We start from the raw sequence: 26475 nt of genomic DNA, 5'->3' as shown, positions 1-26475 counted from the left end.
CTTGAATCACGCGTAGGGCTTCCGTTGCAAAAGCGGCGGAAAGCGTCGGCGACGTAATACAGCCCACTAGCTCAACCGCAAACTCCGCAATACGTCGAGCACATGCTGAGTCGGACTCTCCACCGGACCCGCGCGAAAGGCCAGGCCCAACTGCCGCCATAACGCCGGGCGCAGCGGACGTGTGACGATGCGCGCGTCGGTCGCCGCACGGCTCGCTTCCTGCGGCAGCAGCGCGGCGCCGTATCCCGCTGCCACTAGACTCTTGATCGCATCCGAGTAGTTGAGCTGGATGCGCGGCGTGGGGTGCTGCCCCGCCGCGCTGAACCATTCCGTCGTCAAACGGGACAGCCGCGTGGTGGCGTCGTTCAGGATCAGCGGTTTCGCGGCGATCCATCGCGGCGTGATGCGAGCCGGACACGCCCACCCGGCCGGCATGAACGCGACCACCGGATCGCGGCGCCATGTTTCGATCGATAGCCCTCGTAGCGGCGCTTGCGGCAGCGCCACGATGCCCACGTCGAGCGACTCATCGGCGAGTCGCGTCAGCGTTTCCTGCGAAGTCAGCACGGCGATTTGCACATCGATGCCGGGATGCCCGGCGGCCAGTCGTTCCAACGCCTGCGGCAGCAGATTCGCGATGGCCGCGGTGGAAGCGCCGAGCCGAACCCGTCCGCCGAGCCCTTCCACCTGTCGCCGCACGTCCTCCAGTGCCTGCTCGGCATTGGCCAGCATCTGCCGCGCATAGGCCACCAGCGTCTCGCCGATCGCCGAGGCCCGCACCTGACCGCGTTTGCGCGACAACAGCGGCGCGCCGACGCGGCTCTCGAGATCCGCGATATGAAGACTGACCGTGGGCGGCGCGAGATGCAGAACGCGAGCGGCCTCGGCGAAAGAGCCGAGGTCGGCGACGACGACAAGGGTGCGCAGGCGGTCGAGACTGATTTCTCTCATCGGAATGGGAATCGGAATGGCATTGGTCAGAAAAGCTGAATCGCGTGGTCAGTAAACTCAACTTTTCCAATCTTACGTGCAGACGGAAGATGGTGGCGCTGGTTTTTTCAACGCTCACCATCGGGCCGTTAACATGAACTCATCTTCAACCAGAAGTCGCGAGCCGCGGGAGGCTTCGCATCGGCTAGACGCAATCTCGGACGACGCCAGGTCGTTACTGCTCGGGCTCGTCTTTACAGGCGTCGTGCTGGCTTTCGCCGTGATGGCGATGATCTGGACGGCGTCGCGCCCCCCGCTCAAAGGCAAGGACTGCTCCGGCCGCATCGCAAACGACGAGCATGCGAGCTTCGTCGCGTTCTTCCAGGACCCGGCAGACCAGGGCGCGTTGCTGCGGTCGATCGAGGACTGCGCGAAATGAGCCTCGTTGCGGCGGGATAGCGCGCCCGTCGGCCGCGCCATCCCACACCCCCGCCAGGGACTATCCCACTTCCTGCCATACCACGGGCACAATACCCGGCGATAATGCCGCGGGCATTCGCCTTTTCCGTTCGATATCCGAACCCAATGATGCCCGCGCCGCCAGTATTCCCTTTCGATGCACCCATGAGCCACGCCACCGCCGACCACCCCGCTTCCGCCGACTCCGCCCCGAACTCGCCGCGCTTCCTGCTATTCCTGATCTGCCTGTTCGCTTCCGCCGGACAGCTCGCCATCGACATCTACGTGCCCGCGCTGCCCGCGATGGCGCGCTACTTCGGCACCTCGCCACAAGCGATCCAGACCAGCGTCACCGGCTACATGGCCGCCTACGCGCTCGGTCAGCTGATCTTCGGTCCGATCGCCGACGCGTATGGCCGCAAGCGCGTGCTCGCGTTCGGTCTGACGGTCTACACGGTCGGCTGCCTGCTGTCGCTCGCGGCGCCCAATCTCGAGACGTTCATCCTCGCCCGCGCACTGCAGGGCTTCGGCATCGCGAGCACGAACCTGCTGGCGAAGGCGATCATCACCGATTCGTTCGCGGGTCAGGCCTTGCTGCATGCGTTCACGTACATGGCAATCGCGTGGGGGCTCGCGCCGATCGTCGCGCCGGTGATCGGCGCGCATCTGCAGACCGCGTTCGGCTGGCGCGCGAGCCTCGTGTTTCTGCTGATCTATTCGCTGGTGATGTGGGCGCTGCTGTGGCGTTATCGCGAGACGTTGCCGAAGCCCGTCCATCTCGAACCGCGCACGCTGACCGCGAACGCGCGCAAAGTGCTCGCGAGCCCCGTGTTCCAGAGCTGCTTCCTCGCGCAGGGCCTGTGCTACAGCATCCTGCTGGTGTTCAACATCGTCGGGCCGTTCATGGTGCAGACCACGCTGCACAAGCCGCCGACCTTCTTCGGCTACCTCGCGCTCGGCATCGGCATGATGTACTTTCTTGGCGGTCTGTCGAATCGCCTGCACGGTCCGGGTCTGCCGAGCGCCGAGCAGCGGCTGCGCATCGGCGCACGGGTGATGGCGGCCGCGTCGCTTGCGATGCTGCTGCTCGCGCTGACGGTCGGTCTGCGCGTGTGGACGCTCGCGACGCCTGTGCTCGTGATGGGCTTCTGCGCCGGCGCGATGTATCCGACGCTGATGGCGAAGGGCAACTCGCTGTTCCCGCACATCGCGGGTCTGACGAGCGCGATTCTCGGCTGCGCGCTGCTGCTGGTGTCGTCGGCGATGATGGGGTTGGCCGGCTTCGTGTCGGTGCAGGTGCTCACACCGCTCGCGCTGTTCTTCGTGGTCCTCGCGTTCGTCGTCGTCGTGATGGTGACGAAGCTGCTGCGCCATCTTGAGCAGGTACAGCCTGCGGCCGCGGCGACCGCAAGCGGCAAGGCTGCGTGAGCCGGCACATGAGCTCGACCGAACGCCAGACCTTCATCTGTACACACGCGGACCGATGAACGGCATGCGCGAGCGCGCCTCCGCATCCGCTTCCACGCGGATCGATCCGACCGTGTGGAAAGTCGCGGCGGTCGTGTCGATCGGCTCGTTCATGTCGCAGATGGACTCGACGCTGGTCAACGTGTCGCTGTCGGCGATCGGCCATACGCTCGATGCGTCGATCGCTACCGCGCAGTGGATCGTCAGCGGCTACCTGCTCGCGATGGCGTTGATGTTGCCGCTCAACGGCTGGCTGGTCGACCGCATCGGCGCGAAGCGGCTGTACCTGTTCTGCTTTTCGACGTTCACGATAGCGTCGATGCTGTGCGGCGCGGCGCAGACGATCGGCGGGCTGATCGGCGCGCGCATCTTGCAGGGCCTCGTTGCCGGTGTGCTCGTGCCGATGGCACAAATGATGATCGGACGCGTGGCCGGCAAGAACCTCGAGCGGGTGATGGGCTACACCGCGATACCGATTCTGCTCGGTCCGATTCTCGGCCCGGTGCTGGCCGGCCTCGTGCTCGCGCACGCGAGCTGGCCCTGGCTGTTCTTCGTCAATGTTCCGGTGGGCGCTTTCGGCGTCGCGATGGCGGTGTTGCTGCTGCCGCGCGATGCCGCCGGGTCGCAGAAGCGACCGTTCGATTTCACCGGCTTTGCGTTGATCTCCCCTGTGCTCGTCGCGCTTGTCTATGGACTTCAGGACGCGTCAGGAGCGGTGGGCCTGGCGTGTCTGCTCGCGGGCGTCGCGTTTCTCGCCGGCTTCGTGCTGTACGCGGCGCGCAAAGGCCATACCGCGCTGATCGACGTGCGCATGTTTGCGATACGTACGTTCTCGGTCGCCGCACTCGCGCAGTTCTTCGCGAACGGGATCATGTATGGACGGCAGCTCGCCGTGCCGCTTTTTCTGATCGCGGGCTGCGGTTTGTCGGCCGCGCACGCGGGCGGCCTGCTCGCGGCAACCGGCGTCGGCATGATGTGCTCGTTTCCGATGCTCGGATGGTTGACCGAGCGGCTCGGCTGCCGCGCGCTCGCGGCGGGCGGCGCACTGCTGGCGTTTCTGAGCACGCTCGTGTTTCTGTGGCTGAGCGTTGATTCGTTCTCCACCGGATGGGCCGCGGTCGGTCTGTTCTTTGCGGGCGTCGGTCAGGGGACGATCAGCGTGCCGTCGATCTCGGCCGCGTATTCGTCCATCGAGAGAGAAAGGCTCGCGGTTGCGAATACTGCGTTGAACATCGCGCAGAGAGTGGGCGGTCCGTTCGCGACGACGCTGCTTTCGATGGTGATAGCGTCGACGTTGCACGGTGTTTCGGGTGCACAGCCCGGCCGATTTCTGCCGACGTTCGTGGCGCTGGCCGGGCTGCATTTGTTGTGCTTCGCGGCGGCGATGTTTCTGCCGGATCGCGTGCAGCGGACGAAGAACGCCTGACCACGCATTCCCGCACCCGTGCTTCACAGTAGCCGCAAGCCGCCATCACACTCGATCACCGCCCCCGTCATAAACGTGTTCTCCAGCAGAAACTGCAGCGCGTGCGCGACATCGTCGGCCTGCCCGACGCGCCGCACCGGCAACGTTTCGCTTTGCTGCCGAAACAGCTCACTCTTCACGCTCGCGGGAAATCTGTCCCACCACGGCGTATCGATCACACCCGGCGACACCGCGTTCACGCGCAGCGGCGCAAGCTCGCGCGCCAGCGTGCCGATCATGCTTTCGAGCGCGCCGTTGATCGCACCCAGACCTGCCGTGCCCGGATTCGCGATGCGCGCCGAAATCGCGGTCAGAAATGTCACGCTGCCGTCGCGACGCAGCGTGGGTAGCGCGGTCTGCGCGGCTTCGAGCTGCGGCCAGAACTTGGCCTCGAAGCCACGCCGCAGCGCGGCCAGATCCAGTTCGGCAAACGGCCCCGCGCCTTCGCCGCCCGACAGCGTCATCACCAGATGATCGATCCGGCCGAGCCCGCCGAAGAAGTGTCCGAGCGCCGCGCGATCGGCGCAATCGAGCGCCTCGCTCGTCACCTGTCCACCGATGCCAATCAGCGCATCGTCCAGTTTGGCGCGGTCGCGCCCCACAGCGACGACGCTCGCGCCAGCCGCCACGAGCCGCTTCACCATCGCGAGCCCAATGCCCGACGAGCCACCTAGCACCACGACCTTCTGATTTTGCCAGTCCATGTCATTGCTCCTGAGTGTGAACGGAAGACCCCGTGGCAGTAGAATGCGCGGTGTGAGCCCATCACTCAAATCGTTTAATGTCATGGCCAACATCATTGAAAATGATTTTCGGCGCTTCGACCTGAACCTGCTGCTGACCTTCCGCGCGCTGCTGGAAGAGCGCAGCGTCACGCGTGCCGCGCAGCGGCTGTTTCTTGGGCAACCGGCCGTCAGCGGCGCGCTGAAGCGCTTGCGCGAGACGTTCGGCGACGAGTTGTTCGTGCGCACGCCGCAAGGCATGACGCCGACGCCGCGCGCGCTCGAACTCGCGCGGCAGATCGAGCCGTTCCTGCAATCGCTGCATCAGGCGCTCACGCAGCCGTCCGTCTTCGATCCGGCCCGCGCGCAGCGGGTGTTCCGCATCGGCCTCAGCGATTCGCTCGAACTGCTGCTGATGCCGGAGATCATTGCGCGCCTCGCCGACACCGCACCCGGCGTGAAGCTGATCGCGCGCTCCACAGATTCGACGCGCGCCGCCGCGATGCTCGACGATGGCGCGATCGAACTCGCGGTCGGCGTATTCCGCGAATGCGTGCCGTGGCAGCGACTCACGCCGCTGTTTTCATGGCGCTTCGTCAGCGTCTACAACCCCCGGCTCGTCAGGACGCGCCGCAAGCATCTGTCGATGGACGAGTTTCTGCGCCACCGCCATGTGCTGACTTCGTTCAGCGCCGAGCTGCGCGGCTTCATCGATGAACGACTCGAGATGCAGGGACTGAAGCGCGACGTCGTGTTTTCGAGCTCGAACTTCGCGACCAGTCCGTTCATCGTGCAACGCACGGCGGCGATCGCGACGGTGCCGGAGTTCATCGGCCGCGTCTGGCGCGATACGCTCGGTCTCGCGCTGAGTCCGCTGCCATTCGAAGTGCCGGGCTACGAGGTTTCGCTGATGTGGGCCGCGGCGCACGACCAGGACCCGGCGCTCGCGTGGTTGAAGCGCGAGTTCGCGGACGCGTTCGGCACGGCTGACAGTACTGCGCGTGCAGCGCCCTGACAGCGACGTGTGCTACGGTTCGGAAGCGTCACGGTTCGTTTCGCCGCTTCGCCGTCGCCCGTTCAAGCCAGGAGGAAATTCCGATGACTCACCACGTCGCAAAAGGCACCTTCATCGTCTCCCTTCAACCGATGCCGTTCGAAAACGCGGAGGCCGAATCGAAGCTCGGCCGCATGTCGATCGACAAGCAGATCTCCGGCGATCTCGCCGCGACCACCCAAGGGCAAATGCTGAGCGCGATGACGAACGTCAAAGGCTCGGCCGGCTACGTCGCGCTCGAACAGGTAACTGGCACGCTGGCGGGCAAGCAGGGCACGTTCGTGCTGCAGCATATCGGCGTGATGAATCGCGGCGCTGCGGCGCTGGCGGTGACGGTCGTGCCGGATTCAGGCACGGGCGAGCTGAGCGGCATTGAAGGCGAGTTCAAGATCGACATCGTCGACGGCGCGCATTCGTACGAGTTCGCTTATCGTCTGCCTGGCGACTAACATGCCGAACGCGTGCCGGCGGGATACGGCGCTCGACCCCGTACCCCGCTACCAGCCTTTCCAGTTCAAAACCTCAGCGCTCAATGCCCCGCGATCGTCACCGACGCCGTCAACGCATTCGGATCGCGCGAAGAAGCCCCCGCGATCATCTGATAGACGCCGCCGTTGAGCTTCCACACGTGGTTGGTCGCGTCCCACGTCGACAGCAGCTTCGGCGCAATCGATACGCTGACCTGCTGCGACTGCCCCGCCTGCAGCGCGACCTTTTGCCAGCCGACCAGACGCTTCGGCGGCTCGCCCAGACCGCTCGGCAACGCGGCATAAACTTCGGCGATTTCCGCGCCCGCGCGCGAGCCGGTATTCTTGACGGTAAAGGTCACGCTCACGTTGCCGCTCGCATCCACTTGCGCGTTGAGGCCCGAGTAGCTGTAGCTCGTATAGGACAGCCCATAACCGAACGGGAACAGCGGCGCGATCTGCTTGCCGTCATACCAGCGATAACCCATGAAGAGGCCTTCGCTGTAGGTAACGGTGGTATCGGTGGCCGAGATCGTCGGTTGCGGAAGATCCGCGTCCTGCATCGGGAAGGTGATCGGCAATTTGCCGGACGGGTTCACGGCGCCGAACAGCAGATCGGCAATCGCCTGGCCGCCCTGCACGCCCGGATACCACGCTTCGAGCACGCCGTGCACGTTGGATAGCCACGGCATCAGGACCGGGCTGCCGTTCTCGAGCACGACGATCACGCGCTTCGCTTGCGCCGCGACCGCGCTGATCAGCGCGTTCTGATCGTAGCTCTGGTTATAGGTGTCGGTCGTATTGCTCGGCAGGCTCAGGCTCGGCAAATCCGCGCCCTCGCTTTCCCATTGCGTCGCGAACACGATCGCCACGTCCGCCTTCGCGGCGGCGGTCGCCGCTTCCGCCGCGTTCGTGCCGTCGACGAAGGTCACGCTCGCGTTCGGCGCCTTCGCCTGGATTGCGGCCAGCGGTGCCGACTTGTACCACGTCGCGCAGGTACTCAACAGCGGCGACGGCGACACGCAACCGGAGACCGCGTTGCCCGCGGCCGCCGGCACCGCGCCCGAGCCGCCGCCCGACAGCACGCCCGCATCCGCGTGGCCGCCGATCACCACGATCGACGACAGCCCCGCCGCGTTCAGCGGCAGCACCGGTTGCGAATCGCCGCTCGCCACCGCGTTCTTCAGCAAGACCGACGATTGCTGCGCGACCTGCAACGCGAGCGCATTGCCCGCGGTTTGATCGACGCTTCCTCCGGTGGTTGGCGGCGAATCGAAGACGCCATAGCGAATCATCGTGCGAAGCTTGCGCTGAACCATGTCGTTGAGTCGGGACATCGGCACGCTGCCGGCGTTGACTGCGCCCGTCAGCGCGGTGTTGAAATACGACGTCAGCGTAAAGCCCGGAATCGACGCTCCGCCGCCGAGATCGCCAGGCTCTTCTTCATCGAGGCCAGCCAGCGCCGAGGCGACGGTACTATGCGTGGCGGTCCAGTCCGACTGCACCACGCCCTTGAAGCCCCACTCGTTCTTCAGCACGGTGGTCAGCAGATACGGGTTTTCGCACGCATACACGCCGTTCACCAGGTTGTACGAACACATCACGTTGCCGGGCGTTCCCTGCGTGACGCCGAGCTCGAACGCGAGCAGTTCGGTTTCGCGCATCGTACGTTCGTCGACGACCGAGTTGCTGGTCATGCGGTTCGTTTCCTGATCGTTCATTGCGTAGTGCTTGATCGTCGCGATGACGTTCTGCGCCTGCGTGCCGATCGTGCGCGCGGCGCTCAGCGTGCCGGTCAGTACCGGATCTTCGCCCATGTACTCGAAGGTGCGGCCATTGCGTGGTTCGCGCGCGAGATTGACGCCGCCGCCGAGACCTTCGCCATAACCGAGCACGCGCAGTTCGGTCGCGATACGCGCGCCGTATTCGTTCGCCAGCGTGGGGTCCCAGCTTGCCGCGAGCGCCACCGGCGCAGGCAGCGCCGTCGCGTTCGAGTTGACGACATTGACGCCGCCGGCCGAATCGGCCATTGCAAGGCCCGGAATGCCGAGCCGCGCGATGCCGGGAATGTAGCCGGCTCCGTTGACGCCGGCCGGATACGGACCGCCGAGTCCCGCGTTGGGGATACCCACGCCGTGCACGAGCTGAATCTTTTCGGCGGTCGTCATCTTCTGGACGAGCGCGGCGGCACGCGCATCGGCGCGCGCATCGGGATCGGACGGCAACGGCGGGTCACTGATGTTGCTGCCATTGCCGCAGGCGGCGAGTACCAGCGCGACACCGCAGGCGATGGCGCTTGCGGCAAAGGGTATCGTCAGCATCCTTCTCATCATCTCGCTCCGTGTTGTCGTTGTCGGTCATGTGATTTGCATTGCGTCACGTTGTATCGACGCGCTACCGGCACGTGACGCGTCCTGTTACGCTAAGCGCTCGTGGTAATGCGCCGAAAGAAATTCTAGGGATGCGCCCGAAACGCGCTTGACCGATAGGTGCAGCACTTGACCGATGAAGAGTCAGGAAAACCCGCAGACAGGTTTCGACCGGAGGAGGCAAAATGGATTTGCGTCAGAAGTCCGTTTCAGCGCGCATCTATCGAGGATTGCTCGACGCGGCGGAGCGTGAGGGCCTCGATCGCACCAAAGTGGCCCACGATATCGGCATCGACGAGGCCGACATCGCCGCGGCCGATGCGCGAGTGCCGGGCGACAAGCACGTCGCGATGCTCCAGCTTGCGGAAAGCTGCCTGATGCGCGGCGCGCCCGAGGGCGGCGTGCTCGATGGTCTGCTGTATTTCCCCGAGCTTGCGGGCGTGCTCTGCAATTGCCCGACGCTGCGCGATGCATTGCGCAATTACATCACGTACCGCGACCTGATCGGTAATGTCGACTGGCTCGTCATGCAGGAGCACGGCGACGAAGTCGCATTCGAATACGTGACGGAGGGCGAAGGGCGCAACGCATCGAGCGCGCTCGGCAACTTCGCGCTGATAGCGGGTGTGGCAAAGCTCTACGACGTGCGACTGCGCGTGCGCGACGCGGGTGTCACCGATGCGCGGCTCGGAGCGATCGCGGCGCTGAGCGGGACGTTGGGCGTGCGCGTTCAACTCGATCAGGCGTGCAATCGGATGGTGTTGCAGTCGTCCGCGCTGGATCGCGCGTTCGAGGTCTACAACGCGCCGCTCTCGAAGATTCACATGCATGCCGCGCATGGAATCTTGCAGCGGATTCGCGAGCAGGGCCGCTTTTCACCGACGGTCGAGCGATGTCTGCGTGACGTGCTGCGCGAGCAAGTGGATGCGATCGAGCCGAAGAGCCTGCAGACGATCGTCTGCGAGCGGCTGTCGCTGACGCGCTGGACGTTGCAACGCAAGCTCGCGGCGGAGTGCAAAACCTTCAGCGAGGTGCTGACGCAAACGCGCGTCGACGAAGCACGCACGCTGCTCGCACATACGCCGATGTCGATCAGCGAGATCAGCGAGCGGGTCGGCTTTGCATCGACGACCGCGTTTACGCGGTTTTTTACGCGAGCGTGTGGAGCGCCGCCCGCGCGGTATCGGGGACGGTGCCGGGCGTGATCGACCCATGATGAGCATCGATCGGGACATGACTCGACTGTTCGGCGTCATGGGGGCGATCGTTTCGCTAGTCGCGTTTCTGCCTTATGGACTTGCGATCTGGCGCGGCACCGTACGCCCTCATCTGTTCACGTGGCTGATCTGGTCGGTCGTCACGGCGATCGCGGCTGTCGGCCAGTTCGTCGCCGGTGCGGGTCCTTCGGCGTGGTGTACCGCGGCGATCGCGGCCACCTGCTTCTTTGTTCTCGTATCGAGCGTCTTTCGGGGTGAACGGCAGCGGACCGCTTTTGATTGGCTTTGCCTTGCCGCTGCCTTGTCGGCTATTCCGCTCTGGATACTCACCAATGATCCGACGTTGTCGATCTGTCTTGTGACGCTGATCGAACTCGTCGGCCTCGCGCCGACGGTTCGCAAGACTATTCGTGATCCGTGGAGTGAGAGTCTTTTGTACTTTGCGCTCTGTGTTTTTAAATACGCGCTCGCGATTCTTGCGCTGCCGAAATGGAGCGTGGCCGTGGCGTTTTATCCGGCCGTGAATATCGTGGCGGCAAGTGGAGTTTGTTTGCTGATGGTGGTGCTGCGTCGACGGGTGCGAACGTATTCCGAGGAAAGGGTTCGGTGAGGGGCTCCCGAAAGACAGTGCGACGATTCGCAGCGCGCGATCTGAATGTGCCTCCCTTTTGTCCGATATTCATCAGGTCGCCGCAAGTAGCATCGATTACACTGGTTTTCGCTATGCGACTTTCAGGCGTGGCTGACCCACGAAGTCACCATTGCGCGGACTTTCGTGCATCCCTTCCGCACGTATCCGCCGACACCGAGCGAAATACGACTGCTTGGTGAAAGCGTTTCGCCATTCACCACTTTGGCCCGCCCCTGGTCCCTCACACGACGGCGACCAGGTATCGCCGCGGCCATTTCACATCGACTATTTTCGCTTGATTGAATCAGGCGCCTGATCCGGCAGCCGATAGACCCCTTGCACGGCGCGATTTCACGCGCCTGATTCGCTGACAAGGAGATGAAGATGAAGACCCGCCAATTGAGCATTTGGTCGGCTGTAGCCGTTGCACTTCTGTCGCTGAGTGGCACCGCGCAGGCCGGTGGTGATGACGGCGACCGTGGCCGTGGCGGTGGCGGCGGTCTTTGCTCGAACGCAACGCTAAAAGGACCCTTTGGGTTCATCGGTCACGGCGTGATCCTTGGGTTGCTGGATTCGAGCAACGTGCTGCATCCGTTCGCCACCCAGTCGATCCTCGATGACGTCGCCCTCGTGACATTCGACGGCAACGGCAAATTTACCCGCACCGATTTCGGGAGCATCAACGGCGTGCCGAAAGGTGGGCAGACAACGTTCAATCCGCACCAGAAAGGTACTTATAAGGTGAACTCCGATTGCACCGGCACGATGTCGGTCGTCTATATCCCCGGAGGACCCGTGCCAGCCGGCGTCGAGACCGATCTGAACATCGTAGTCACTTCGGACGGGACGCAGGTCGAATCCGTCGTTTATCGGGCGAGCATCCCGTCGGCCGCGTCGGCCCCCGACGGCTACAGCTGCCCGATGGATTGCGTGCAAGGTGTACAGGAGGCGTTTGAAGGGAAGAAGGTTCTGGTCTACGGCTTCCGGTAGTCGGGTACTGACGTATAGGATGAATTCACGCTGAACCATTTCGTCTGTTCACTGGGCTCCTTTGGTCAACAAACCTGGAAGGTTATTTCGATGACTGCCCCCACATATTCAGCCTGCGTGACCCAACCCGCTGGGACCTACATGGACTGCCAGACGACTCCACACTGAGAGCGGCGGCAATCCGTCTGCCCCGCCTCTGAGAACGCCCGCGCAACTGGCGGGCGTTCTCGGCAGACAGCCTAAAGCACAAGTAAGCCAGTCTTTTCGTACGAGAAAAAGACGCTCGCAGCGGGGCGGGCGTTAAAGACAGGCGGCGCCCTGAGAAAGGTTAAATGCCGTCTTTTCCGGGCACAACGAATGGACTGCCGGTCAGAACTGCGCGGTCAACTGGAAACCCAAAGTGACCCGAGCAGTGGGAAAGCCCGAAGGTTTGTAGATCGGTGTACCCGCGAACAAGTCATAAGCGAGCGCGCCAGCCTTCGCCGATGCGCTACCGCGAAGGCCGATCACCGCGCCCGCCAGTTGCGTCCCGACGAGAAAAGCCGCGCTCGGCCCGAACACATGCCCGTAGTCGATGCCCGCATAGAGTGATTGGTCCGTTGATCCGATAGGTAGCTGCAGTTCATTGCGCTAGAAAAACCCGCGCTCGGCTGCCAGCATCGTTTCGCCGTCGAAGCCGCGCACCGTGTAGCGGCTTCCAATGGTCAGGTCATCAATGTAGTTAAGCGTGTTATTGGTGAACTGCCCGTGAACGGTTGTCACGTAGCGCAGCAGCTGGGTCGCAATGGCAAATGGGACGGACAGGTTCGCATCGAGTACGGCCATGTGAAAGCGGTAGGTCGGACCGCTCGCGTAAAAGTAAGGTGTCGCCCCGAGGCCGCCGACGCCCTGACGATAAGCCGAGCGTGCCGTCGAACTGCGACGCGCCAAAGTAATGCCGGTCGGTCAGCCCGGCTTCGACGAACGTGTTGTTGCGTCGCTGCTGCGGGATATCCGTGTCCTCAATAAAGCTTTCGCCGAAGCGCTTCGTCAGGCCGAACTGCGTGCCGAGCACGTCATTCCGACTGCGCATGAGGACACGCTGTAGTTTGAAATCAACTGTCTGCGAATTGCCGCTGGATACGAAAGTTGTGTTCGCGCCTGCTATCTGCTGATAGTAGGTGTTCGTGTAGCCCGACAGCGTCCCTGTCCAGTAGCCCCAGGGGATCGAGTAGGAGCCGTTCCATCCATGCGAGCCAAGCCGCCTGTCACCGAATTCGAGGTCCTGGCTAACGCCACGTTGAAGATATCGTTCAGGCCGAGCGGGATGTCGATGCCAAGGCTCAGGTTGCCTTGCAGCCTGCCCGTCGCGCGTGTGCCCGAATTGTCCACCGAGGCGACCGCAGTCCACGGCTTCGTGCGCTTTACCGTAACGACAACAACGCTTTCCCCGGGTACGTCAGCTGGCTCGATTTTCATGTCCACGTCCTGACTGCTGACGCGCTTCATCTGTTCAAGTCCCTGTTCCAGATCGCGCAGTTCAGCATGTCACCATCGCGCGCCGGGAAAGCGGATTTCCATGTGCCGCGCATGGACGGATCGGCAAAGCGGATCGCGCGCACCACGCCCGGCACCAGTGCAAACTTCAGCATGCCGCTGGACAGGTCCTGTTCGGGTGACAGCACGCGCGTGGTGATATAGCCGCGACCGAGGATAATCTGCTGCAATCCTTTGGAGAGTGTGTCGAGTCCCGCCTTGCCGACGCATTGGCCCGTGTAATGGTCGAGCCATTCGCGCGCGAAGGCGAAGCGTCTGCCGTTCCCGAACACGGTCGCCCAGGAGCGCGTGCAGGCCCGACAGCCCGAACTGGCGAAGGCACGCTAGGGCTGAATGGGCTTCTGCGTAGCGCTTATGTACTGCTTGATTTCTGACGTTCCAAAGGCGATCAGGTTAAGCATCGCAACGCCGAGGCGCCTCGCAAACTCACTCGTCCAGCTCGAGTTTCAGCACATATCCCGAAAACATAGCCTTCCGATGATCTGCTAGGTTTACGCCGTCACACGGATAGAGACCATCGTATGCCCTGGAACACGCTAGAAATTCCGCTGGAGTGCAGCTGGCAGTGCACGCTGCATGCGGCCAGCCAGTATCACAGCATGGAGCGAGAACGGCGCAGCAGCCTGTTTTGGGATCGAGATAGCAGCCGCTCGCGAGGCTGGTCGTCGTTCATGAGGGATGACAGGCGGGACGAAGAAGAAGACGCGCGCAGGCAGCTTGAACAGGACCGGAAAGACTTCGACCGGTATTTCCGGTCACGCTGGGATCTGCGAACGATCACGGGCGGTCAGGCTCTACGCGAAATCCAGACCTATGTCAGGGATGCGCTGGGTCTCGCGCACTGGAACCTGCCGACCGACAACGCGAGTATCGAGCGCGTTCTCAGGCAGGCGGTGAAAGATGGGCGGCTCGTCCCGGTGGTCCACCGTGACCGGCGTTCCGCGCTGGGGCATGTGTACAGCCCCACCCCTGCACCGCTGCGCTGGCCGTCATCAGGGGGTGGAGGTGGAACCTACTGGAGCCGCTCACCCAATCTGTTCCCGCCCGGCATCACCTCATTCAACGGCGAGCCGGTCCTGTCAGGCCCGTACGATCCGACCACGTGGGAATCGCGACTGGTCGCCGCGCGCGCTGCGATGGGCGGCAGTAGCAGCGGCGGCGCCCTGCTTGGGGTAGTCGAGGCCGTGGCCGGTGCACTTGTCGGCGGCAACGCGGACATGGGCGAAGGTGACGGTGTGGCCGAGGGGTTCGCTGAATCGGCCGAGGGTACATCGACGCCGTTCAGCGGTGCGCATCCGTTCGAGTACGGCGACGACGCTGTGTCCGGTGATTCCTTCGATCTTGCGGGCAACCTGACGCCTAACAAGGGCGCGGCCGGCAGCTGGTACACGAACCCCGGCAGCGGCCAAATGCGGATGTACGGGCAAGACGGTTTTCCAGTCGTTGATTTTGATTTCGACCACGACCACGGGCAAGGCATCCCACATGCCCACAATTGGGAGGACGCGGGCGGCCCCTTTCCCATTCGCGGGCCGGGGGTGCGGGTTTCGCCGCTACCCTAAAAACTGCCCCAGCCGACCATCCTGCAAGCGATCACACCCTTTCCTACCTTTGCCACTCATGAAAACCAGACATAGCTATCACGACGCCGAGCTGGTCGGCTGCGCATACTCGCGCACGGATTCCTCTCTGCTGCTCAGTTTCGAATGCGCAGACGGCGCTGTGCCGAAACTATTGTTCTCCGGAGTCTCGGCCGTACGTATCAACGATTTCTGCCAGCAGAATGTAGTGTCGCGCCTGCTCATTTCGCCGTCGCATGCGTTCGCGCCCGATGAGATTCGCGCCTATGTAAATTGGGCAAACAGCCAGCACGACTATCGCGCAGCGATGACGGACGAGAAGGCGCAGACAATCGATGCAGCCATTGCTGCAAAAAAGTCCGTCCTGTTCGTACTGGAGCCGTCCGTCGGTGCGGAAGTCGTCGCGGTGTGCCACGGGATTCAGGAGATTGGTTGACCTCCCTCGCGTCGCGAGAGGGCGGCGCTGCTTCGAACCGGGGAAATCCCGCTTCTAAAGATCAAGCGCGCCGCCGGCCGGGTCCGAAACCGCTTCGATGCCGTCACACATTGACCGATACGAAGGAGTAGCCAATGTCTCTGCTGAAAAGCCGCATTACCGCGACCGACAGGAAGCTCGACGAACTGAAGCAGGCCCGCAAGGTCGCTGACAAAGCGCGCCGCCAGGCGCACAAGCAGACGAAGGCCGACCGCGAGCGCAAGGTGCTGCTCGTCGGCGAGGCCGTTCTCAGGCGTGTGGATCGCGGCGAGTGGGATGAGGCGCTCGCCAATCCGATCGTGCGCGCCACAATTGATCAACGCTGCGACGCCGCGCGGCCGAAACATCACGCAGCATGACGAGCAACGAATGCAGACCTAACCGGCAGCCCATGGCCGCATGGCGCGCCTATGTCCTTGCCGCCACCTTTTTATCGTTGATCGCTATCGGCGCGTCTACGGCTTCCGGTAGTCGGGTACTGACGTATCAGATGAATTCGCGGTTGCCGCCGGCTTTTCAACCGGCGGCGCGCTCGCTTCATCGGTGCTTCGCTCAATGCCCCGGCCGTTCGCCCACTGCGACCGGCGCATGCTTCGTCTGTCGGCTCAACATCAGCGTCACGACCGCCGACACCGCCAACGTCGCCCCGACCACGTAAAGCCCCGCCGTATAGCCGCCCGTTACTTGCTTGAGCCAGCCGATCGCAAACGGCCCGACGAAGCCGCCGAGATTGCCGATCGAGTTGATCATGGCAATGCCCGCCGCCGCCCCGGCACCCGACAGGAACATGCTCGGCATCGCCCACAGCGGCGCCTTCGCGGCACTGATTCCGACGTTCACGACCACGAGCGCAAGCACGATCATCAACGCAGTAGTCGCATTACCGGCGAACACGAAGCCGACGCACGCAAGCGCGCACGGAATCACGACATGCCACGTACGTTCGTCGGTGCGATCCGAGTGCTTCGCCCATAGCACCATCGCGATCACCGCGAGCACGCTCGGCACACCGGCCAGCAGCCCGGTTTCGAATGTGCCGAAACCGTATTGGCGGATGATCAGCGGCGCCCACAAGCCGAGCGTATAAAGTCCCGCCGAGGTGCCGAAATAGATCAGCGCGAGCGCGAGCACGCGCGGATCGCGCAACGCGCTGAGCGCGCCGGCCGTGTGGCCCGCGTGCGCGTGCCGGGCGTCGGCTTCGAGCTTCAGCTTCGCGATCAGCCAGTCGCGTTCTTCGGGCTGCAACCATTCGGCTTGCGCGGGTTTGTCGGTCAGATACTTGAGCACGAAGAAGCCGAGGATGATCGCGGGCAAGGCTTCCAGTATGTATAGCAATTGCCAGTCGGCAAGTCCGGCAATGGGTGGCAGCTTCATGATCGCGCCGGAAATCGGCGAGCCGATCGCAGTCGAGATCGGCGCGGCGGCCATGAACCATGCCGCCGCGACCGCACGCTGCCGCGCCGGAAACCACAGGCTCAGGTACAGGATGATGCCGGGAAAGAAGCCCGCTTCCGCGACGCCGAGAATGAAGCGCAGCGCGTAGAAACTGGTCGGCCCGACGACGAACGCCGACGCGAGCGACACGAGCCCCCACGACACCATCACGCGAGCAATCCAGAGCCGCGCGCCGACCTTGTGCAGAATCAGGTTCGACGGCACTTCGAACAGAAAATAGCCGATGAAAAAGAGCCCGCCGCCGAGACCGAACGCGGTCGGCGAAAGACCAATCGCCTTGTTCATCGACAACGCGGCAAAACCCACATTCACGCGATCGAGAAAGCTCACGAAGTACAACAGCATGACGAACGGGATGATCCGCAGCATCAGCTTGCGGGACACCCGGCTTTCGAGTTCCGAAGTCATTGTCTCCTCCTGCGGCGCGCGGCTGTTGACCGCGCGCGAGCCTCGCGCCGGCCGACGTTGGGCCGAGCTAATCGAGTCAAGGTTGTGTGCCGGCCACGTCGTGGCCGGGGCGTAGACCGCGCGCCTGAGTTGCGCGCGGTTCCGCTCAGTCCGGTTCAGTTCGCGCGAAGCCGGCGCTCAAGCCGCGTTCGCCGCGGGCGTCGCCGCCTGCTCGATGAACTCGCACACGGCCGCCGTCACCTGCGCGGTCGTGGCCGTGCCGCCGAGGTCGCGCGTGTGCAGCGCTTTGTTCGCGGTCACCGCTTCGACGGCCTGCATCACGCGCCAAGCCGCGTCGAATTCGCCGAGGTTTTCGAGCAGCATCACGACCGACCAGAACGTGCCGACCGGATTCGCGAGCCCCTTGCCCATGATGTCGAACGCGGAGCCGTGGATCGGCTCGAACATCGACGGATAGCGGCGCTCCGGATCGATGTTGCCGGTCGGCGCGATGCCGAGGCTGCCGGCGAGCGCGGCCGCGAGGTCGCTGAGAATATCGGCGTGCAGATTGGTGGCGACGATCGTGTCGAGCGTCGCGGGACGATTCACCATGCGCGCGGTCGCCGCGTCGACGAGTTCCTTGTCCCACGTGACGTCCGGAAACTCCTTCGAGATTTCGAGCGCGATCTCGTCCCACATCACCATCGCGTGACGCTGCGCGTTGCTCTTCGTGATCACGGTCAACAGCTTGCGCGGACGCGACTGCGCGAGGCGGAACGCGAAGCGCATGATGCGCTCGACGCCGGCGCGCGTCAGAATCGACACGTCGGTCGCGGCTTCGATCGGATGGCCCTGATGCACGCGGCCGCCGACGCCCGAATATTCACCCTCCGAATTTTCGCGGACGATCACCCAGTTCAGATCCTCGGGCTTGCAGTACTTCAGCGGTGCGTCGATGCCGGGCAGGATGCGCGTCGGGCGCACGTTCGCGTATTGGTCGAAGCCCTGGCAGATCTTCAGTCGCAGACCCCACAGCGTGATGTGATCGGGAATGTCCTTGTCGCCCGCCGAGCCGAACAGGATCGCATCTTTGTTGCGGATCGCGTCGAGCCCGTTGGCCGGCATCATCACGCCGTGCTGGCGGTAGTGGTCGCCGCCCCAGTCGAAGTTCTCGAACTCGAACATGAAGGCGCGCGTGGTCTTCGCGAGCGCCTCGAGCACCTGCGCGCCGGCCGGCACGACCTCCTTGCCGATGCCGTCGCCGGGGATGGTTGCGATGCGATAGGTCTTCATGTCTCCGTCCTGTGCTTGATGAATGGCGTGTGTGGACTCTAGCGCGATCCCACGGGTAAAAACCGGTGCTAAACTCAAAGCATCTTTAACTTGCATTCACAAATGCGAAGGCGCGGAAAAGACGATGCGCGACACCGTCCAGCCAGCCGATCTGGGCTTTTTCTCGACGCTTGCCGCGAGCGGCAGCCTCAGCGCGGCCGCGCGCGAACTGGGGCTGACCGCGGCAGCCGTCAGCAAGCGCCTCACCCAGATGGAGCAGCGCGCGGGCGTCGCGCTCGTGAACCGCACGACGCGCCGCATGATGCTGACGCCCGAAGGCGAGCTATACCTCGACCGCGCGCGGCGGATTCTCGACGAGATCGACGAACTGGCCGAACTGCTCGGCTCGGCGAAGAAGACACCGAAGGGTTTGCTGCGCGTGAACGCGACGCTCGGCTTCGGGCGCAGCCATATCGGGCCGGCGATCTCGCGCTTCGTCGCGCGGTATCCGCAGGTGTCGGTTCAACTACAGTTGTCGGTCACGCCCCCGCCGCTTACCGACGACAGCTTCGACGTCTGCATTCGCTTCGGCGAGCCGCCCGATACGCGCGTGGTCGCGCGCCGGCTTGCGCCGAACCGGCGTCTGCTGTGCGCGGCGCCGTCGTATCTCGCGGCGCACGGCATGCCGCTCACGGCGCACGATCTGACGCGCCACAACTGCATCGGCATTCGTCAGGGCGACGAAGCGTATGGCGTGTGGCGGCTGACCTCGGGACGCGGCGCCGCGCGCAAGACCGAGGCGGTGCGGATCAAGGGCACGCTGACCACCAACGACGGCGAGATCGCCGTCAAATGGGCGCTCGAAGGACACGGCATCCTGATGCGCGCGGAATGGGACATCCGGCAGTATCTGGCGGAGGGTTCGCTCGTCCAGTTGCTGCCCGATCACGACACACCGAATGCGGATATCTTCGCGGTGTATTCGCCGCGGCATCAGATGTCGAATCGTATTCGCGCGTTTGTCGAGTTCATTGCGCGGGAGTTGGGGGGTGAGGTGGGGGCGGGGGCGTAGTGCTGCACAGCGATTGTGCGCACCCGTGATGTCATCAAAGAGCGAGCAGCACATCGGCCCAATTTTGCCTCGCTTTCCGAGTCGTCTGATTGAGCATGGTTCCGTCTTCGCCGGAGCTGACGGTGTCACGAACGTTACCTCGAGTCACCTGTCTTCTCGCTTCCGTCGTCACCCCGGAGTGAACGCCTTTTCGATCACGGGCGTAGAGATGACCGCACAACACGAACAGGTTCGCCTCTCTTTTGCCAGGGTCAAGCAGGAGTACATCGTTCAAAATGCCAGAGGCGGCAGCAACGGCGTAGTTACTGGAATCTTCGACATCAGGGCCAACCGACCTGTGTCCCAATGACAGTGTCAGCCAGATCTTTTCAAGGCACATCACTGACTATCGAATAAAACCCCCTGATATCGTAAAGTTGAGGAAATAGAGACCGCCTCCCTCCCATTAGTCACCAAGGCCGGACCTGACCAAACCGGGTAACGATGCCGAGACCAGACCCCGCGCTGTACCGCAGCTCGACAACCCCGATGACGCGGCGGCGCAGGCGTCTTCTGATCGTCGGCGCGATCGTGCTCATCGCCGCATTCGGCTGGATGCTCGCGCTCGTGCTCGAGCCCGCGTTCCAGCGCACGATCGTCATCACCTCGGGGGCGGACGGTGGCATCTATCGCGGCTTTGCCGATCGCTACGCGCCGCTGCTCAAGCGTGAAGGCATCAAGCTCGACATCCGTAGCTCGTCGGGCTCGGTCGAAAACTACCAGCGGCTCGCGGACCCGGACAGCGCCTATCAGGTCGGCTTCATCCAGTCGGGCACGACCAGTCCGAAGGACACCGACAATCTGCAAACCATCGCCGCCGTGTCGTACGAACCGATCTGGGTGTTCTATCGCGGCGATGCGACGATCGACCGGCTGTCGCAACTGCGCGGCAAGCGCATTTCGATGGGCGTGCCAGGCAGCGGGTTGCTCAACGTCTCGCAGATGCTGCTCGGCTATAGCGGCGTCACGAGTCAGAACTCGACGCTGCTGCAGATGGACGCGAACGCCGCATACCAGGGGCTCGAAAGCGGTCAGGTCGACGCGGCGTTCTTCATTGGCCGGCCCGACGCCGACATGCAGCACACGCTGCTCACCAGCAACCTGAATCTGATGAGCTTCGCGCAGGCCGATGCACTGGCGCAAAAATTCCCGTCGCTGTCGAAGATCACCTTACCGCGTGCCTCGACGAGCGTCGCCGACGATCTGCCGCGCAGCGACATCACGCTGCTCGCGGCGACGGCGCTGCTCGTATCGAAGGACACGCTGCATCCGGCGCTCGTCTATCTGCTGCTCGACGCGGCGCGCACGGTGCACGGCGGCGAGGACTACTTCACGCCGCTCGGCACGTTCCCCAATCTGAACACCGAAGAATTCCCGATCTCCGACGAAAGCGTGCGGTACTTCAAATCGGGCCGGCCGTTTCTGTATCGCTACCTGCCGTTCTGGCTCGCGAGTCTGATCGAACGTCGGCTGCTGATTCTGGTGCCGTTCCTCGCGCTGCTGATCGGCCTCGCGCAGGCGCTGCCGCGCATGCTCGAAACGCGTATGAAGAAACGCCTGTTCGTGTGGTACCGCGCGATCAAGGCGCTCGAGGACGAAGTGTGGAAGAACGCCGAGCCGTCTCGCGCGCAAATCGCGCAATGGAGTGAGGAGATTGAAAGCATCGACGCGAACGCTAGCCAGATCCGAATTCCGTACCGCTACTTTCAGGATGTTTACGCGCTGAAGCAGGCGATCGGCGTCGTGCGCGACCGGATCGCGCATGTCGCGCAGAAAGTGCAGAGGTAGAGACGGCGGTCGCTTAGCCCTGTGCGTTTCGCGGGTATTCACCACCGCGCGACCCGTTGTTTTTCCGCACGGTCTCACCGCATGGTCGCTTGCCGCAGCGCAAGAAAAAAATCTCTGTGAAATCAGTCGAACGATAGGTCGATTCAATTGGCGCGCTCGCGATTCGCATCCTGTAATGGACTCCTACCCCGCGTACCGTCCATCCAGCCTGCCGTCCTACCCGGAGAGACCATGTCCCAGCCTGAGCCGAATGTAGACGAAGTGGTCCGAAGCATCGCCGAGGAAACCGACACGCCGGCAGAAACGGTGTCGCGCATGTACGCCGATACGCTCGCCGAATTCCGGAACGAGGCGCGCGTGTTCGACTACGTGCCGCTGTTCGCCGCGAAGAAGGTCCGCAACGAGTTGCGTCACAAGCAACATCGCCGGCACTGACTCGCGGCATGCGGTGATGCATCGGCTCACCGCACTGTCGCACGCGTCGTGGCTCCAGATTTTGCGAGCACGGTGGAGCTAACAATCGCGTCGCAAATTTTTTATGCTGGCGGTTCCACAGCTTTCCAAAGGAACCGTCCAGATGTCCGCCCCGCTGCAGATTCGCGCCGTCACCCGTGACGATTTCGATGCATGGCTCCCGCTATGGGACGCCTACAACGCGTTTTATGGCCGCTCGGGCGAGACCGCGTTGCCGCGCGAGATCACGCAAATCACGTGGAATCGCTTTTTCGACGGCTACGAGCCGATGCATGCATTCGTCGCGGAACGCGCCGGGCAGTTGCAGGGCATCGTGCATTTTCTCTATCACCGTCATACGACGATGGCGGGGCCGATCTGCTATCTGCAGGACCTATACACGCTCGATAGCGAGCGCGGCAAGGGTGTCGGCCGTGCGCTGATCGAGGCCGTCTATGCGCGCGCAAAAGCCGACGGTGCGCAACGCGTCTACTGGCAGACGCACGAGACGAATCACACCGCGATGCAGCTCTATGACAAGGTCGCGGATAAGTCCGGCTTCGTGGTATATCGCAAAGCGCTCTAACGCACAGCGCTTCATCGGAGAGGCCTATCAACGGCGAAAGGCGCAGCACCGTCATGCGACGCAAAAACGTCATCCGATCGACGCACGGCACTGGCTACTATTGGCCGTCGACGCCACGCATCACAGCTGGCGCGCGAAGCGTCGGCTGCCGTAAAGCCGCGAGGCCTGCCGGCCTCGGCGGAACCCGTAACCGGTGTCGCGCGCGCCGCTTCGAGCGGCGCCGATGCGACCGTCACGTCTCCTTCGGAACTCACCGATGACCGACCACGATCCTCACCTGCCGCCGAAACTGGACAACCCCGATTCAATCGATAACACCAACGACGCCCCCGACGATCCCGAACGCCGGCGCGTCCTAACCGGTCTCGCGGCGGTCGGCCTCGGCCTTGCGCTGACCGGCTGCAAAACAGGCGAGGGACTCGCGGGCAACGGGCCGCCGCGCAGCGCCGCCGACTTGCGGCTCGACGCTGCGCTGCACGATCAGGTGAAGAACATCGTGGTGATCTACGCGGAGAATCGCAGCTTCGCGAACCTGTACGGCAACTACCCGGGCGTCCAGCATCCGCTCGACGCGGTCACCGCCGAGCAATACCTCCAGCTCGACCGCGATGGCAAGACGCCGCTGCCGCGGCTGCCGGCGATCTGGGGCGGGCTCGTGCCGCAGGCGCAGGAAGTGGACGGCAAGCGCTACATGATCGGCGAAAACGATCTCGATCATCTGCACAACCGGCCGTTCCGCATCGTCGATGCGCACGGCGCGCCGCTGCCGACCGGCGTGATCACGCGCGACCTCATCCATCGCTTCTATCAGAACCAGATGCAGATCAACGCGGGGCGCAACAACCAGTTCGCCGCGTGGGGCGATTCGGGCGGCCTTGTGATGGGGCACTACCGCAATTCCGCCGACACGCTGCGTCTGTGGAATCTCGCGCAGCAGTACACCCTGTGCGACAACTTCTTCATGGCCGCCTTCGGCGGCTCGTGGCTGAACCATATCTTCCTGATCTCGGCGCAGGCGCCCTACTATCCGGACATCCACACCAGTCCGGCGCAGAAGATGGTGTCGGTCGTGGAAGGCGACGATCCGACCGGCACCCGTTTGAAGCTCGCGCCCAATTCGCCTGCGTCGGCGCTCGACGGTCCGCCGAAGTTCGTCAATGACGGCGCTTTCACCGCCGACGGCTACGCAGTCAACACGATGGCGCCGCCGTATCAGCCGAGCAGCGTGCGTCCGGCCGAAGGCGGCGACCCGGCTTTCGCGGATCCGTCGAACCCGCGGGTGATGCCGCCGCAGAATTACGCGACGATCGGCGACCGGCTGACCGGCAAGGGCATCGACTGGGCGTGGTACAGCGGCGCGTGGCAATTCGCGCTCGATCATCGCGATACCGGGTCGATGCCCGACTTCCAGTACCACCATCAGCCGTTTAACTACTTCGCCAATTACGCGCCGGGCACCGCCGCGCGCCGCCGCTATCTGCGCGACGGCGGCATGGGCAACGACGCGTCGACCAATCGCCTGATTGCCGACATCGACGCGGGACGTTTGCCGACCGTGACGTTCTATAAACCGCAGGGCGACCTGAATATGCACGCGGGCTATGCGGACGTCGCCTCGGGCGACCGTCACATCGCGACGCTGATCGAGCACATCCAGCGCGGCCCGCAATGGGAGAACACAGTCGTGATCGTCACCGTCGACGAGAACGGCGGTTGGTGGGACCACGTCGCGCCGCCGATCGGCGATCGCTGGGGGCCGGGTTCGCGCGTTCCCGCGCTCGTGATCTCGCCGCTGGCGAAGAAGGGTTATGTCGATCACACGGTGTACGACACGAATTCGATTCTGCGTTTCATTAGCCGTGTGCATGGACTCGCGCCGCTCGATGGCGTGGTCGCCCGCGACAACGCTTTCGCAAGCAACGGACTCGCGCCGCTCGGCGATCTGACCGCTTCGCTCGATCTCGCTTGAGCGCCTCCCGGCTGCGTTGATTTGCCGCGGCTCGCGGTCTGCATGTGGTCGTTACTGCATGCATATCGCGTACCCCGCGGCGCGGGAGCATGCCACCGTACCCCGCCACACTTTTTGGCGACTTGATTTTCCATTCGCATGTCATGCCTTTGTCTTGCATAAAGCGCCGCGCCGCCTAGACTGGTAAAGCGCTTCGCAATTTATGAACGGAACTGATATGCGACTGACCATCCTGATTAACGGTTCCGATCCCACCGTAAGCCATGATTACGCTGTGCTCTGGCTCGATACCGATGAACATCGGTGGTCGAGAGAAGCGCATCAAGGGATCGACTTGCCCCCATGGGGCGAACTGCGCGACGAAAACGGCGTGACCACGCTGTGCGCACCGAGCGCCGACGCGCCGCTCTGTACGTTGCGCGGTCTGCACGTCGATCGCAAGGAGCGAGTGAGCGCCGCGCAAGGGGCCGCTGCATGGACCGCGCTGCGAACACGCAAGGCGACTAGCGGCTTCTGGCGTTTGCAGGCGGTGGATCGTCAAAAAGTGCGCGCTGAAAACAGCGTGTTCGGTAATTAAGTTCTGGCGCGATTCGTCGCGCTTCTCTTTTCCGGTCGAAACTTCCGGCTCATTGCGCGAGCCCTGTTCGGACGCGTAAATCTGTTCGTGCGCAATCGAACATAACGTGCCGCGATAGCGCACGCCTTAAGACCTTCTTAAGATTGCGTGCGTAGATTCGGAAGTCCACGCATTCGGGTCGCTGCAAAGCGGCCCATTTTTTTGTCCGGCGCACGCCGCCTCTGCCGTTTCAAATTCCCTTCCTTCGATTCGCATTTCGCAGCCGCTCGATGCGGGCCACGACGCTATACTTGCGTCCCCGTTCATCGAACCACCAACACATGAAGAAGTGGCTTGCCTGTCTGTTACTCGCCGTCGCCGCTCATGCGAGCGCGGCGCCTTCCTGCGCCGGATTCACGCCGAATGCGCAATGGCCCGTCCTCACCAATCAGAAGATGGCGCCAAAAACGCGCCTGCTTTGTTATAGCGATTTCGCGGTGCTGCATTCGGGTATCACGCACGGTCCGCTGTGGTCTGCCGAGCATCTGACGCGTGAGCACATCGAAGAAGCGAAGGACATGGTGCGCACCAACAAGTTCTTCGAAGACGCGCGTCTTCCCGAAGGCGAAGGCGCGACACTCGCCGACTACAAACGCAGCGGCTTCGATCGCGGTCATATGAGTCCGGCGGGTAATCGGTGGAACGACGAGGCGATGGCGCAATCGTTCTCGCTCGCGAACATCGTGCCGCAAAATCGTCAGAACAACCAACGATTGTGGGCACGCATCGAAACAGCCGTGCGCAAGTTCGCACTCGCCTACGACGACACGTACGTCGTCACCGGACCGCTGTTCACCGGCCAGCAATTGCAGACGATCGGACCGACGCGCGTGTTCGTGCCCACCCAGTTGTACAAGGTCGTCTACGTGCCGTCGCGTCAACTGGCTTTCGCAGTCGTGGTTGATAATGTAGCGACCAACCGCTACGACATCCGCACGATTCACGAACTCGAAGCGATGTCGGGCATCCGCTTTCCGGGCATTCCGGACAACCTCAAGGACCAGCGGCCAGGAGGACTGAAAGGTGTTTAAGCCCTATTCGAACGATGACGACGTACTCAACATTCAAGGCGATGCGCTCACGCTCAGCAATGGCACGACGCGTGTCGTGCTGAACGGCACGCTCGAATTGACGCGCGATCAACGCGGACTGAAGGCGGCGCTCGCGCTGAAGGAAGCGCTCGATGCGATCGTCGCGAGCCTGCAGGCGCAGAAGGATTTACCGGCAAAGGTGCAGGACGAGCCGGATGCTAAAGCGGGTACCGTGCAGAACCCGTTTCAATAACGGATTCGGCGGCGTTGCATTTGCGCAACCTCGCAGATCGCAAGTTTTACTCATGTCGGTCACGCAAACCTTTGCGTGACCGACAGTTTTCTAATCTCGCGCCAATAGAGCGGATCGCCTCCTCTCTGTCACATAATGTACATAGAGAAACCTTAGCGTGCGAGGTTTCCTCATACATCGACTGGCGTCGCC

Annotated in this window: 24 protein-coding genes and 2 pseudogenes; 20 read left to right on the top strand and 6 right to left on the bottom strand. The window is 63.2% G+C overall.

Annotation, left to right across the window (positions count from 1 at the left end; all coding sequences use genetic code 11):
* Positions 1-66 precede the first annotated feature (66 nt).
* Positions 67-951: a LysR family transcriptional regulator gene (locus OKW44_RS13135; protein ID WP_018423951.1), complete on the bottom strand. Its 885-nt coding sequence runs from the start codon at positions 949-951 to the stop codon at positions 67-69.
* A gap of 133 nt (positions 952-1084) precedes the next feature.
* Between OKW44_RS13135 and OKW44_RS13130 the strand changes: the two genes are divergently transcribed.
* The 3 genes from OKW44_RS13130 (at position 1085) to OKW44_RS13120 (ending at position 4282) form a co-directional block, all read left to right on the top strand.
* On the top strand, positions 1085-1369 hold the full coding sequence (locus tag OKW44_RS13130) for a hypothetical protein (RefSeq protein ID WP_239499232.1): 285 nt from the start codon (positions 1085-1087) through the stop codon (positions 1367-1369).
* Between the two features lie 185 nt (positions 1370-1554).
* Positions 1555-2817, top strand: coding sequence for a multidrug effflux MFS transporter (locus OKW44_RS13125; protein WP_018423953.1), 1263 nt, complete (start codon positions 1555-1557; stop codon positions 2815-2817).
* Positions 2818-2872: 55 nt separating this feature from the next.
* On the top strand, positions 2873-4282 hold the full coding sequence (locus OKW44_RS13120; RefSeq protein WP_018423954.1) for a DHA2 family efflux MFS transporter permease subunit: 1410 nt from the start codon (positions 2873-2875) through the stop codon (positions 4280-4282).
* Between the two features lie 23 nt (positions 4283-4305).
* Here the strand turns inward: OKW44_RS13120 and OKW44_RS13115 are convergent, their stop codons facing one another.
* The gene (locus OKW44_RS13115) at positions 4306-5025 is read right to left on the bottom strand and encodes an SDR family oxidoreductase (RefSeq protein WP_018423955.1); all 720 of its coding nucleotides are present in this window, start codon (positions 5023-5025) and stop codon (positions 4306-4308) included.
* 82 nt (positions 5026-5107) lie between these two features.
* On the opposite strand from OKW44_RS13115, the gene OKW44_RS13110 reads away from it, so the two are divergent.
* Entirely contained in the window at positions 5108-6058 is a 951-nt protein-coding gene (locus tag OKW44_RS13110; RefSeq protein WP_018423956.1) for a LysR family transcriptional regulator, read from the top strand.
* Between the two features lie 83 nt (positions 6059-6141).
* Positions 6142-6546, top strand: coding sequence for a DUF3224 domain-containing protein (locus OKW44_RS13105; protein ID WP_018423957.1), 405 nt, complete (start codon positions 6142-6144; stop codon positions 6544-6546).
* Positions 6547-6626: 80 nt separating this feature from the next.
* Here the strand turns inward: OKW44_RS13105 and OKW44_RS13100 are convergent, their stop codons facing one another.
* On the bottom strand, positions 6627-8885 hold the full coding sequence (locus OKW44_RS13100) for a beta-glucosidase (protein WP_018423958.1): 2259 nt from the start codon (positions 8883-8885) through the stop codon (positions 6627-6629).
* A 233-nt stretch (positions 8886-9118) separates the two neighbouring features.
* On the opposite strand from OKW44_RS13100, the gene OKW44_RS13095 reads away from it, so the two are divergent.
* The 3 genes from OKW44_RS13095 to OKW44_RS13085 all read left to right on the top strand — a co-directional run bounded on the left by OKW44_RS13095 (position 9119) and on the right by OKW44_RS13085 (position 11771).
* Positions 9119-10138, top strand: coding sequence for an AraC family transcriptional regulator (locus OKW44_RS13095; protein WP_018423959.1), 1020 nt, complete (start codon positions 9119-9121; stop codon positions 10136-10138).
* A gap of 7 nt (positions 10139-10145) precedes the next feature.
* A complete protein-coding gene (locus tag OKW44_RS13090; RefSeq protein WP_018423960.1) occupies positions 10146-10760 on the top strand; it encodes a hypothetical protein in 615 nt (204 codons plus the stop codon).
* 405 nt (positions 10761-11165) lie between these two features.
* Positions 11166-11771: a hypothetical protein gene (locus OKW44_RS13085; RefSeq protein ID WP_026226438.1), complete on the top strand. Its 606-nt coding sequence runs from the start codon at positions 11166-11168 to the stop codon at positions 11769-11771.
* Positions 11772-12140: 369 nt separating this feature from the next.
* On the opposite strand, the pseudogene OKW44_RS13080 reads toward OKW44_RS13085, so the two are convergent.
* A pseudogene (locus OKW44_RS13080) lies at positions 12141-13561 on the bottom strand (ShlB/FhaC/HecB family hemolysin secretion/activation protein); the annotation flags it as partial.
* Between the two features lie 267 nt (positions 13562-13828).
* Here OKW44_RS13080 and OKW44_RS13075 point away from each other — a divergent pair.
* The 3 genes from OKW44_RS13075 (at position 13829) to OKW44_RS13065 (ending at position 15721) form a co-directional block, all read left to right on the top strand.
* On the top strand, positions 13829-14869 hold the full coding sequence (locus OKW44_RS13075) for a hypothetical protein (RefSeq protein WP_018423965.1): 1041 nt from the start codon (positions 13829-13831) through the stop codon (positions 14867-14869).
* Between the two features lie 58 nt (positions 14870-14927).
* Positions 14928-15323, top strand: coding sequence for a hypothetical protein (locus OKW44_RS13070; protein ID WP_018423966.1), 396 nt, complete (start codon positions 14928-14930; stop codon positions 15321-15323).
* Positions 15324-15457: 134 nt separating this feature from the next.
* The gene (locus tag OKW44_RS13065) at positions 15458-15721 is read left to right on the top strand and encodes a hypothetical protein (RefSeq protein ID WP_018423967.1); all 264 of its coding nucleotides are present in this window, start codon (positions 15458-15460) and stop codon (positions 15719-15721) included.
* Between the two features lie 193 nt (positions 15722-15914).
* On the opposite strand, the gene OKW44_RS13060 is transcribed toward OKW44_RS13065, so the two are convergent.
* Together OKW44_RS13060 and OKW44_RS13055 are read right to left on the bottom strand one after the other, a co-directional pair.
* Positions 15915-17225, bottom strand: coding sequence for an MFS transporter (locus OKW44_RS13060; RefSeq protein ID WP_018423968.1), 1311 nt, complete (start codon positions 17223-17225; stop codon positions 15915-15917).
* Between the two features lie 177 nt (positions 17226-17402).
* Complete coding sequence (locus tag OKW44_RS13055; protein WP_018423969.1) at positions 17403-18497, bottom strand: tartrate dehydrogenase; 1095 nt, start codon at positions 18495-18497, stop codon at positions 17403-17405.
* Positions 18498-18621: 124 nt separating this feature from the next.
* Here OKW44_RS13055 and OKW44_RS13050 point away from each other — a divergent pair, with 124 nt between their 5' ends.
* The 9 genes and pseudogenes from OKW44_RS13050 to OKW44_RS13010 all read left to right on the top strand — a co-directional run bounded on the left by OKW44_RS13050 (position 18622) and on the right by OKW44_RS13010 (position 26283).
* Positions 18622-19548, top strand: a complete 927-nt coding sequence (locus OKW44_RS13050) for a LysR family transcriptional regulator (RefSeq protein WP_018423970.1) — start codon at positions 18622-18624, stop codon at positions 19546-19548.
* 223 nt (positions 19549-19771) lie between these two features.
* Positions 19772-19897 (top strand): annotated as a pseudogene (locus OKW44_RS13045) (Hcp family type VI secretion system effector); the annotation flags it as partial.
* A gap of 179 nt (positions 19898-20076) precedes the next feature.
* Entirely contained in the window at positions 20077-21375 is a 1299-nt protein-coding gene (locus tag OKW44_RS13040; RefSeq protein WP_018423972.1) for a TAXI family TRAP transporter solute-binding subunit, read from the top strand.
* A gap of 231 nt (positions 21376-21606) precedes the next feature.
* Positions 21607-21810 (top strand): DUF3562 domain-containing protein, encoded by a 204-nt coding sequence (locus OKW44_RS13035; RefSeq protein WP_018423973.1) that lies wholly within the window; start codon positions 21607-21609, stop codon positions 21808-21810.
* Positions 21811-21952: 142 nt separating this feature from the next.
* Complete coding sequence (locus OKW44_RS13030) at positions 21953-22414, top strand: GNAT family N-acetyltransferase (protein ID WP_018423974.1); 462 nt, start codon at positions 21953-21955, stop codon at positions 22412-22414.
* A 256-nt stretch (positions 22415-22670) separates the two neighbouring features.
* Positions 22671-24383 carry an acid phosphatase gene (locus OKW44_RS13025; RefSeq protein WP_018423975.1) on the top strand — a complete coding sequence of 571 codons (1713 nt, stop codon included), beginning with the start codon at positions 22671-22673 and terminating at the stop codon, positions 24381-24383.
* A 217-nt stretch (positions 24384-24600) separates the two neighbouring features.
* On the top strand, positions 24601-24960 hold the full coding sequence (locus tag OKW44_RS13020; RefSeq protein WP_018423976.1) for a DUF3564 domain-containing protein: 360 nt from the start codon (positions 24601-24603) through the stop codon (positions 24958-24960).
* A gap of 320 nt (positions 24961-25280) precedes the next feature.
* Complete coding sequence (locus tag OKW44_RS13015) at positions 25281-26030, top strand: DNA/RNA non-specific endonuclease (protein WP_018423977.1); 750 nt, start codon at positions 25281-25283, stop codon at positions 26028-26030.
* A complete protein-coding gene (locus OKW44_RS13010) occupies positions 26023-26283 on the top strand; it encodes a hypothetical protein (RefSeq protein WP_018423978.1) in 261 nt (86 codons plus the stop codon). The genes OKW44_RS13015 and OKW44_RS13010 overlap by 8 nt, the downstream gene beginning before the upstream one ends.
* Positions 26284-26475: the final 192 nt, after the last annotated feature.

Source organism: Paraburkholderia lebeckiae (assembly GCF_050436325.1).
GTDB classification, from domain to species: Bacteria; Pseudomonadota; Gammaproteobacteria; order Burkholderiales; family Burkholderiaceae; genus Paraburkholderia; species Paraburkholderia tuberum.
This window is presented reverse-complemented; position numbering and strand designations above follow the sequence as displayed.

What these genes read in the sequence shown, in the direction of transcription:
- OKW44_RS13070 (WP_018423966.1), top strand. Translation starts at nt 14,928, where the DNA reads ATGAAAACCAGACATAGCTATCACGACGCCGAGCTGGTCGGCTGCGCA.
- OKW44_RS13060 (WP_018423968.1), bottom strand. Translation starts at nt 17,225, where the DNA reads ATGACTTCGGAACTCGAAAGCCGGGTGTCCCGCAAGCTGATGCTGCGG.
- OKW44_RS13110 (WP_018423956.1), top strand. Translation starts at nt 5,108, where the DNA reads ATGGCCAACATCATTGAAAATGATTTTCGGCGCTTCGACCTGAACCTG.
- OKW44_RS13120 (WP_018423954.1), top strand. Translation starts at nt 2,873, where the DNA reads ATGAACGGCATGCGCGAGCGCGCCTCCGCATCCGCTTCCACGCGGATC.
- OKW44_RS13050 (WP_018423970.1), top strand. Translation starts at nt 18,622, where the DNA reads ATGCGCGACACCGTCCAGCCAGCCGATCTGGGCTTTTTCTCGACGCTT.
- OKW44_RS13085 (WP_026226438.1), top strand. Translation starts at nt 11,166, where the DNA reads ATGAAGACCCGCCAATTGAGCATTTGGTCGGCTGTAGCCGTTGCACTT.
- OKW44_RS13130 (WP_239499232.1), top strand. Translation starts at nt 1,085, where the DNA reads ATGAACTCATCTTCAACCAGAAGTCGCGAGCCGCGGGAGGCTTCGCAT.
- OKW44_RS13065 (WP_018423967.1), top strand. Translation starts at nt 15,458, where the DNA reads ATGTCTCTGCTGAAAAGCCGCATTACCGCGACCGACAGGAAGCTCGAC.
- OKW44_RS13115 (WP_018423955.1), bottom strand. Translation starts at nt 5,025, where the DNA reads ATGGACTGGCAAAATCAGAAGGTCGTGGTGCTAGGTGGCTCGTCGGGC.
- OKW44_RS13025 (WP_018423975.1), top strand. Translation starts at nt 22,671, where the DNA reads ATGACCGACCACGATCCTCACCTGCCGCCGAAACTGGACAACCCCGAT.
- OKW44_RS13040 (WP_018423972.1), top strand. Translation starts at nt 20,077, where the DNA reads ATGACGCGGCGGCGCAGGCGTCTTCTGATCGTCGGCGCGATCGTGCTC.
- OKW44_RS13090 (WP_018423960.1), top strand. Translation starts at nt 10,146, where the DNA reads ATGATGAGCATCGATCGGGACATGACTCGACTGTTCGGCGTCATGGGG.
- OKW44_RS13055 (WP_018423969.1), bottom strand. Translation starts at nt 18,497, where the DNA reads ATGAAGACCTATCGCATCGCAACCATCCCCGGCGACGGCATCGGCAAG.
- OKW44_RS13135 (WP_018423951.1), bottom strand. Translation starts at nt 951, where the DNA reads ATGAGAGAAATCAGTCTCGACCGCCTGCGCACCCTTGTCGTCGTCGCC.
- OKW44_RS13035 (WP_018423973.1), top strand. Translation starts at nt 21,607, where the DNA reads ATGTCCCAGCCTGAGCCGAATGTAGACGAAGTGGTCCGAAGCATCGCC.
- OKW44_RS13075 (WP_018423965.1), top strand. Translation starts at nt 13,829, where the DNA reads ATGCCCTGGAACACGCTAGAAATTCCGCTGGAGTGCAGCTGGCAGTGC.
- OKW44_RS13015 (WP_018423977.1), top strand. Translation starts at nt 25,281, where the DNA reads ATGAAGAAGTGGCTTGCCTGTCTGTTACTCGCCGTCGCCGCTCATGCG.
- OKW44_RS13095 (WP_018423959.1), top strand. Translation starts at nt 9,119, where the DNA reads ATGGATTTGCGTCAGAAGTCCGTTTCAGCGCGCATCTATCGAGGATTG.
- OKW44_RS13030 (WP_018423974.1), top strand. Translation starts at nt 21,953, where the DNA reads ATGTCCGCCCCGCTGCAGATTCGCGCCGTCACCCGTGACGATTTCGAT.
- OKW44_RS13125 (WP_018423953.1), top strand. Translation starts at nt 1,555, where the DNA reads ATGAGCCACGCCACCGCCGACCACCCCGCTTCCGCCGACTCCGCCCCG.
- OKW44_RS13020 (WP_018423976.1), top strand. Translation starts at nt 24,601, where the DNA reads ATGCGACTGACCATCCTGATTAACGGTTCCGATCCCACCGTAAGCCAT.
- OKW44_RS13105 (WP_018423957.1), top strand. Translation starts at nt 6,142, where the DNA reads ATGACTCACCACGTCGCAAAAGGCACCTTCATCGTCTCCCTTCAACCG.
- OKW44_RS13100 (WP_018423958.1), bottom strand. Translation starts at nt 8,885, where the DNA reads ATGCTGACGATACCCTTTGCCGCAAGCGCCATCGCCTGCGGTGTCGCG.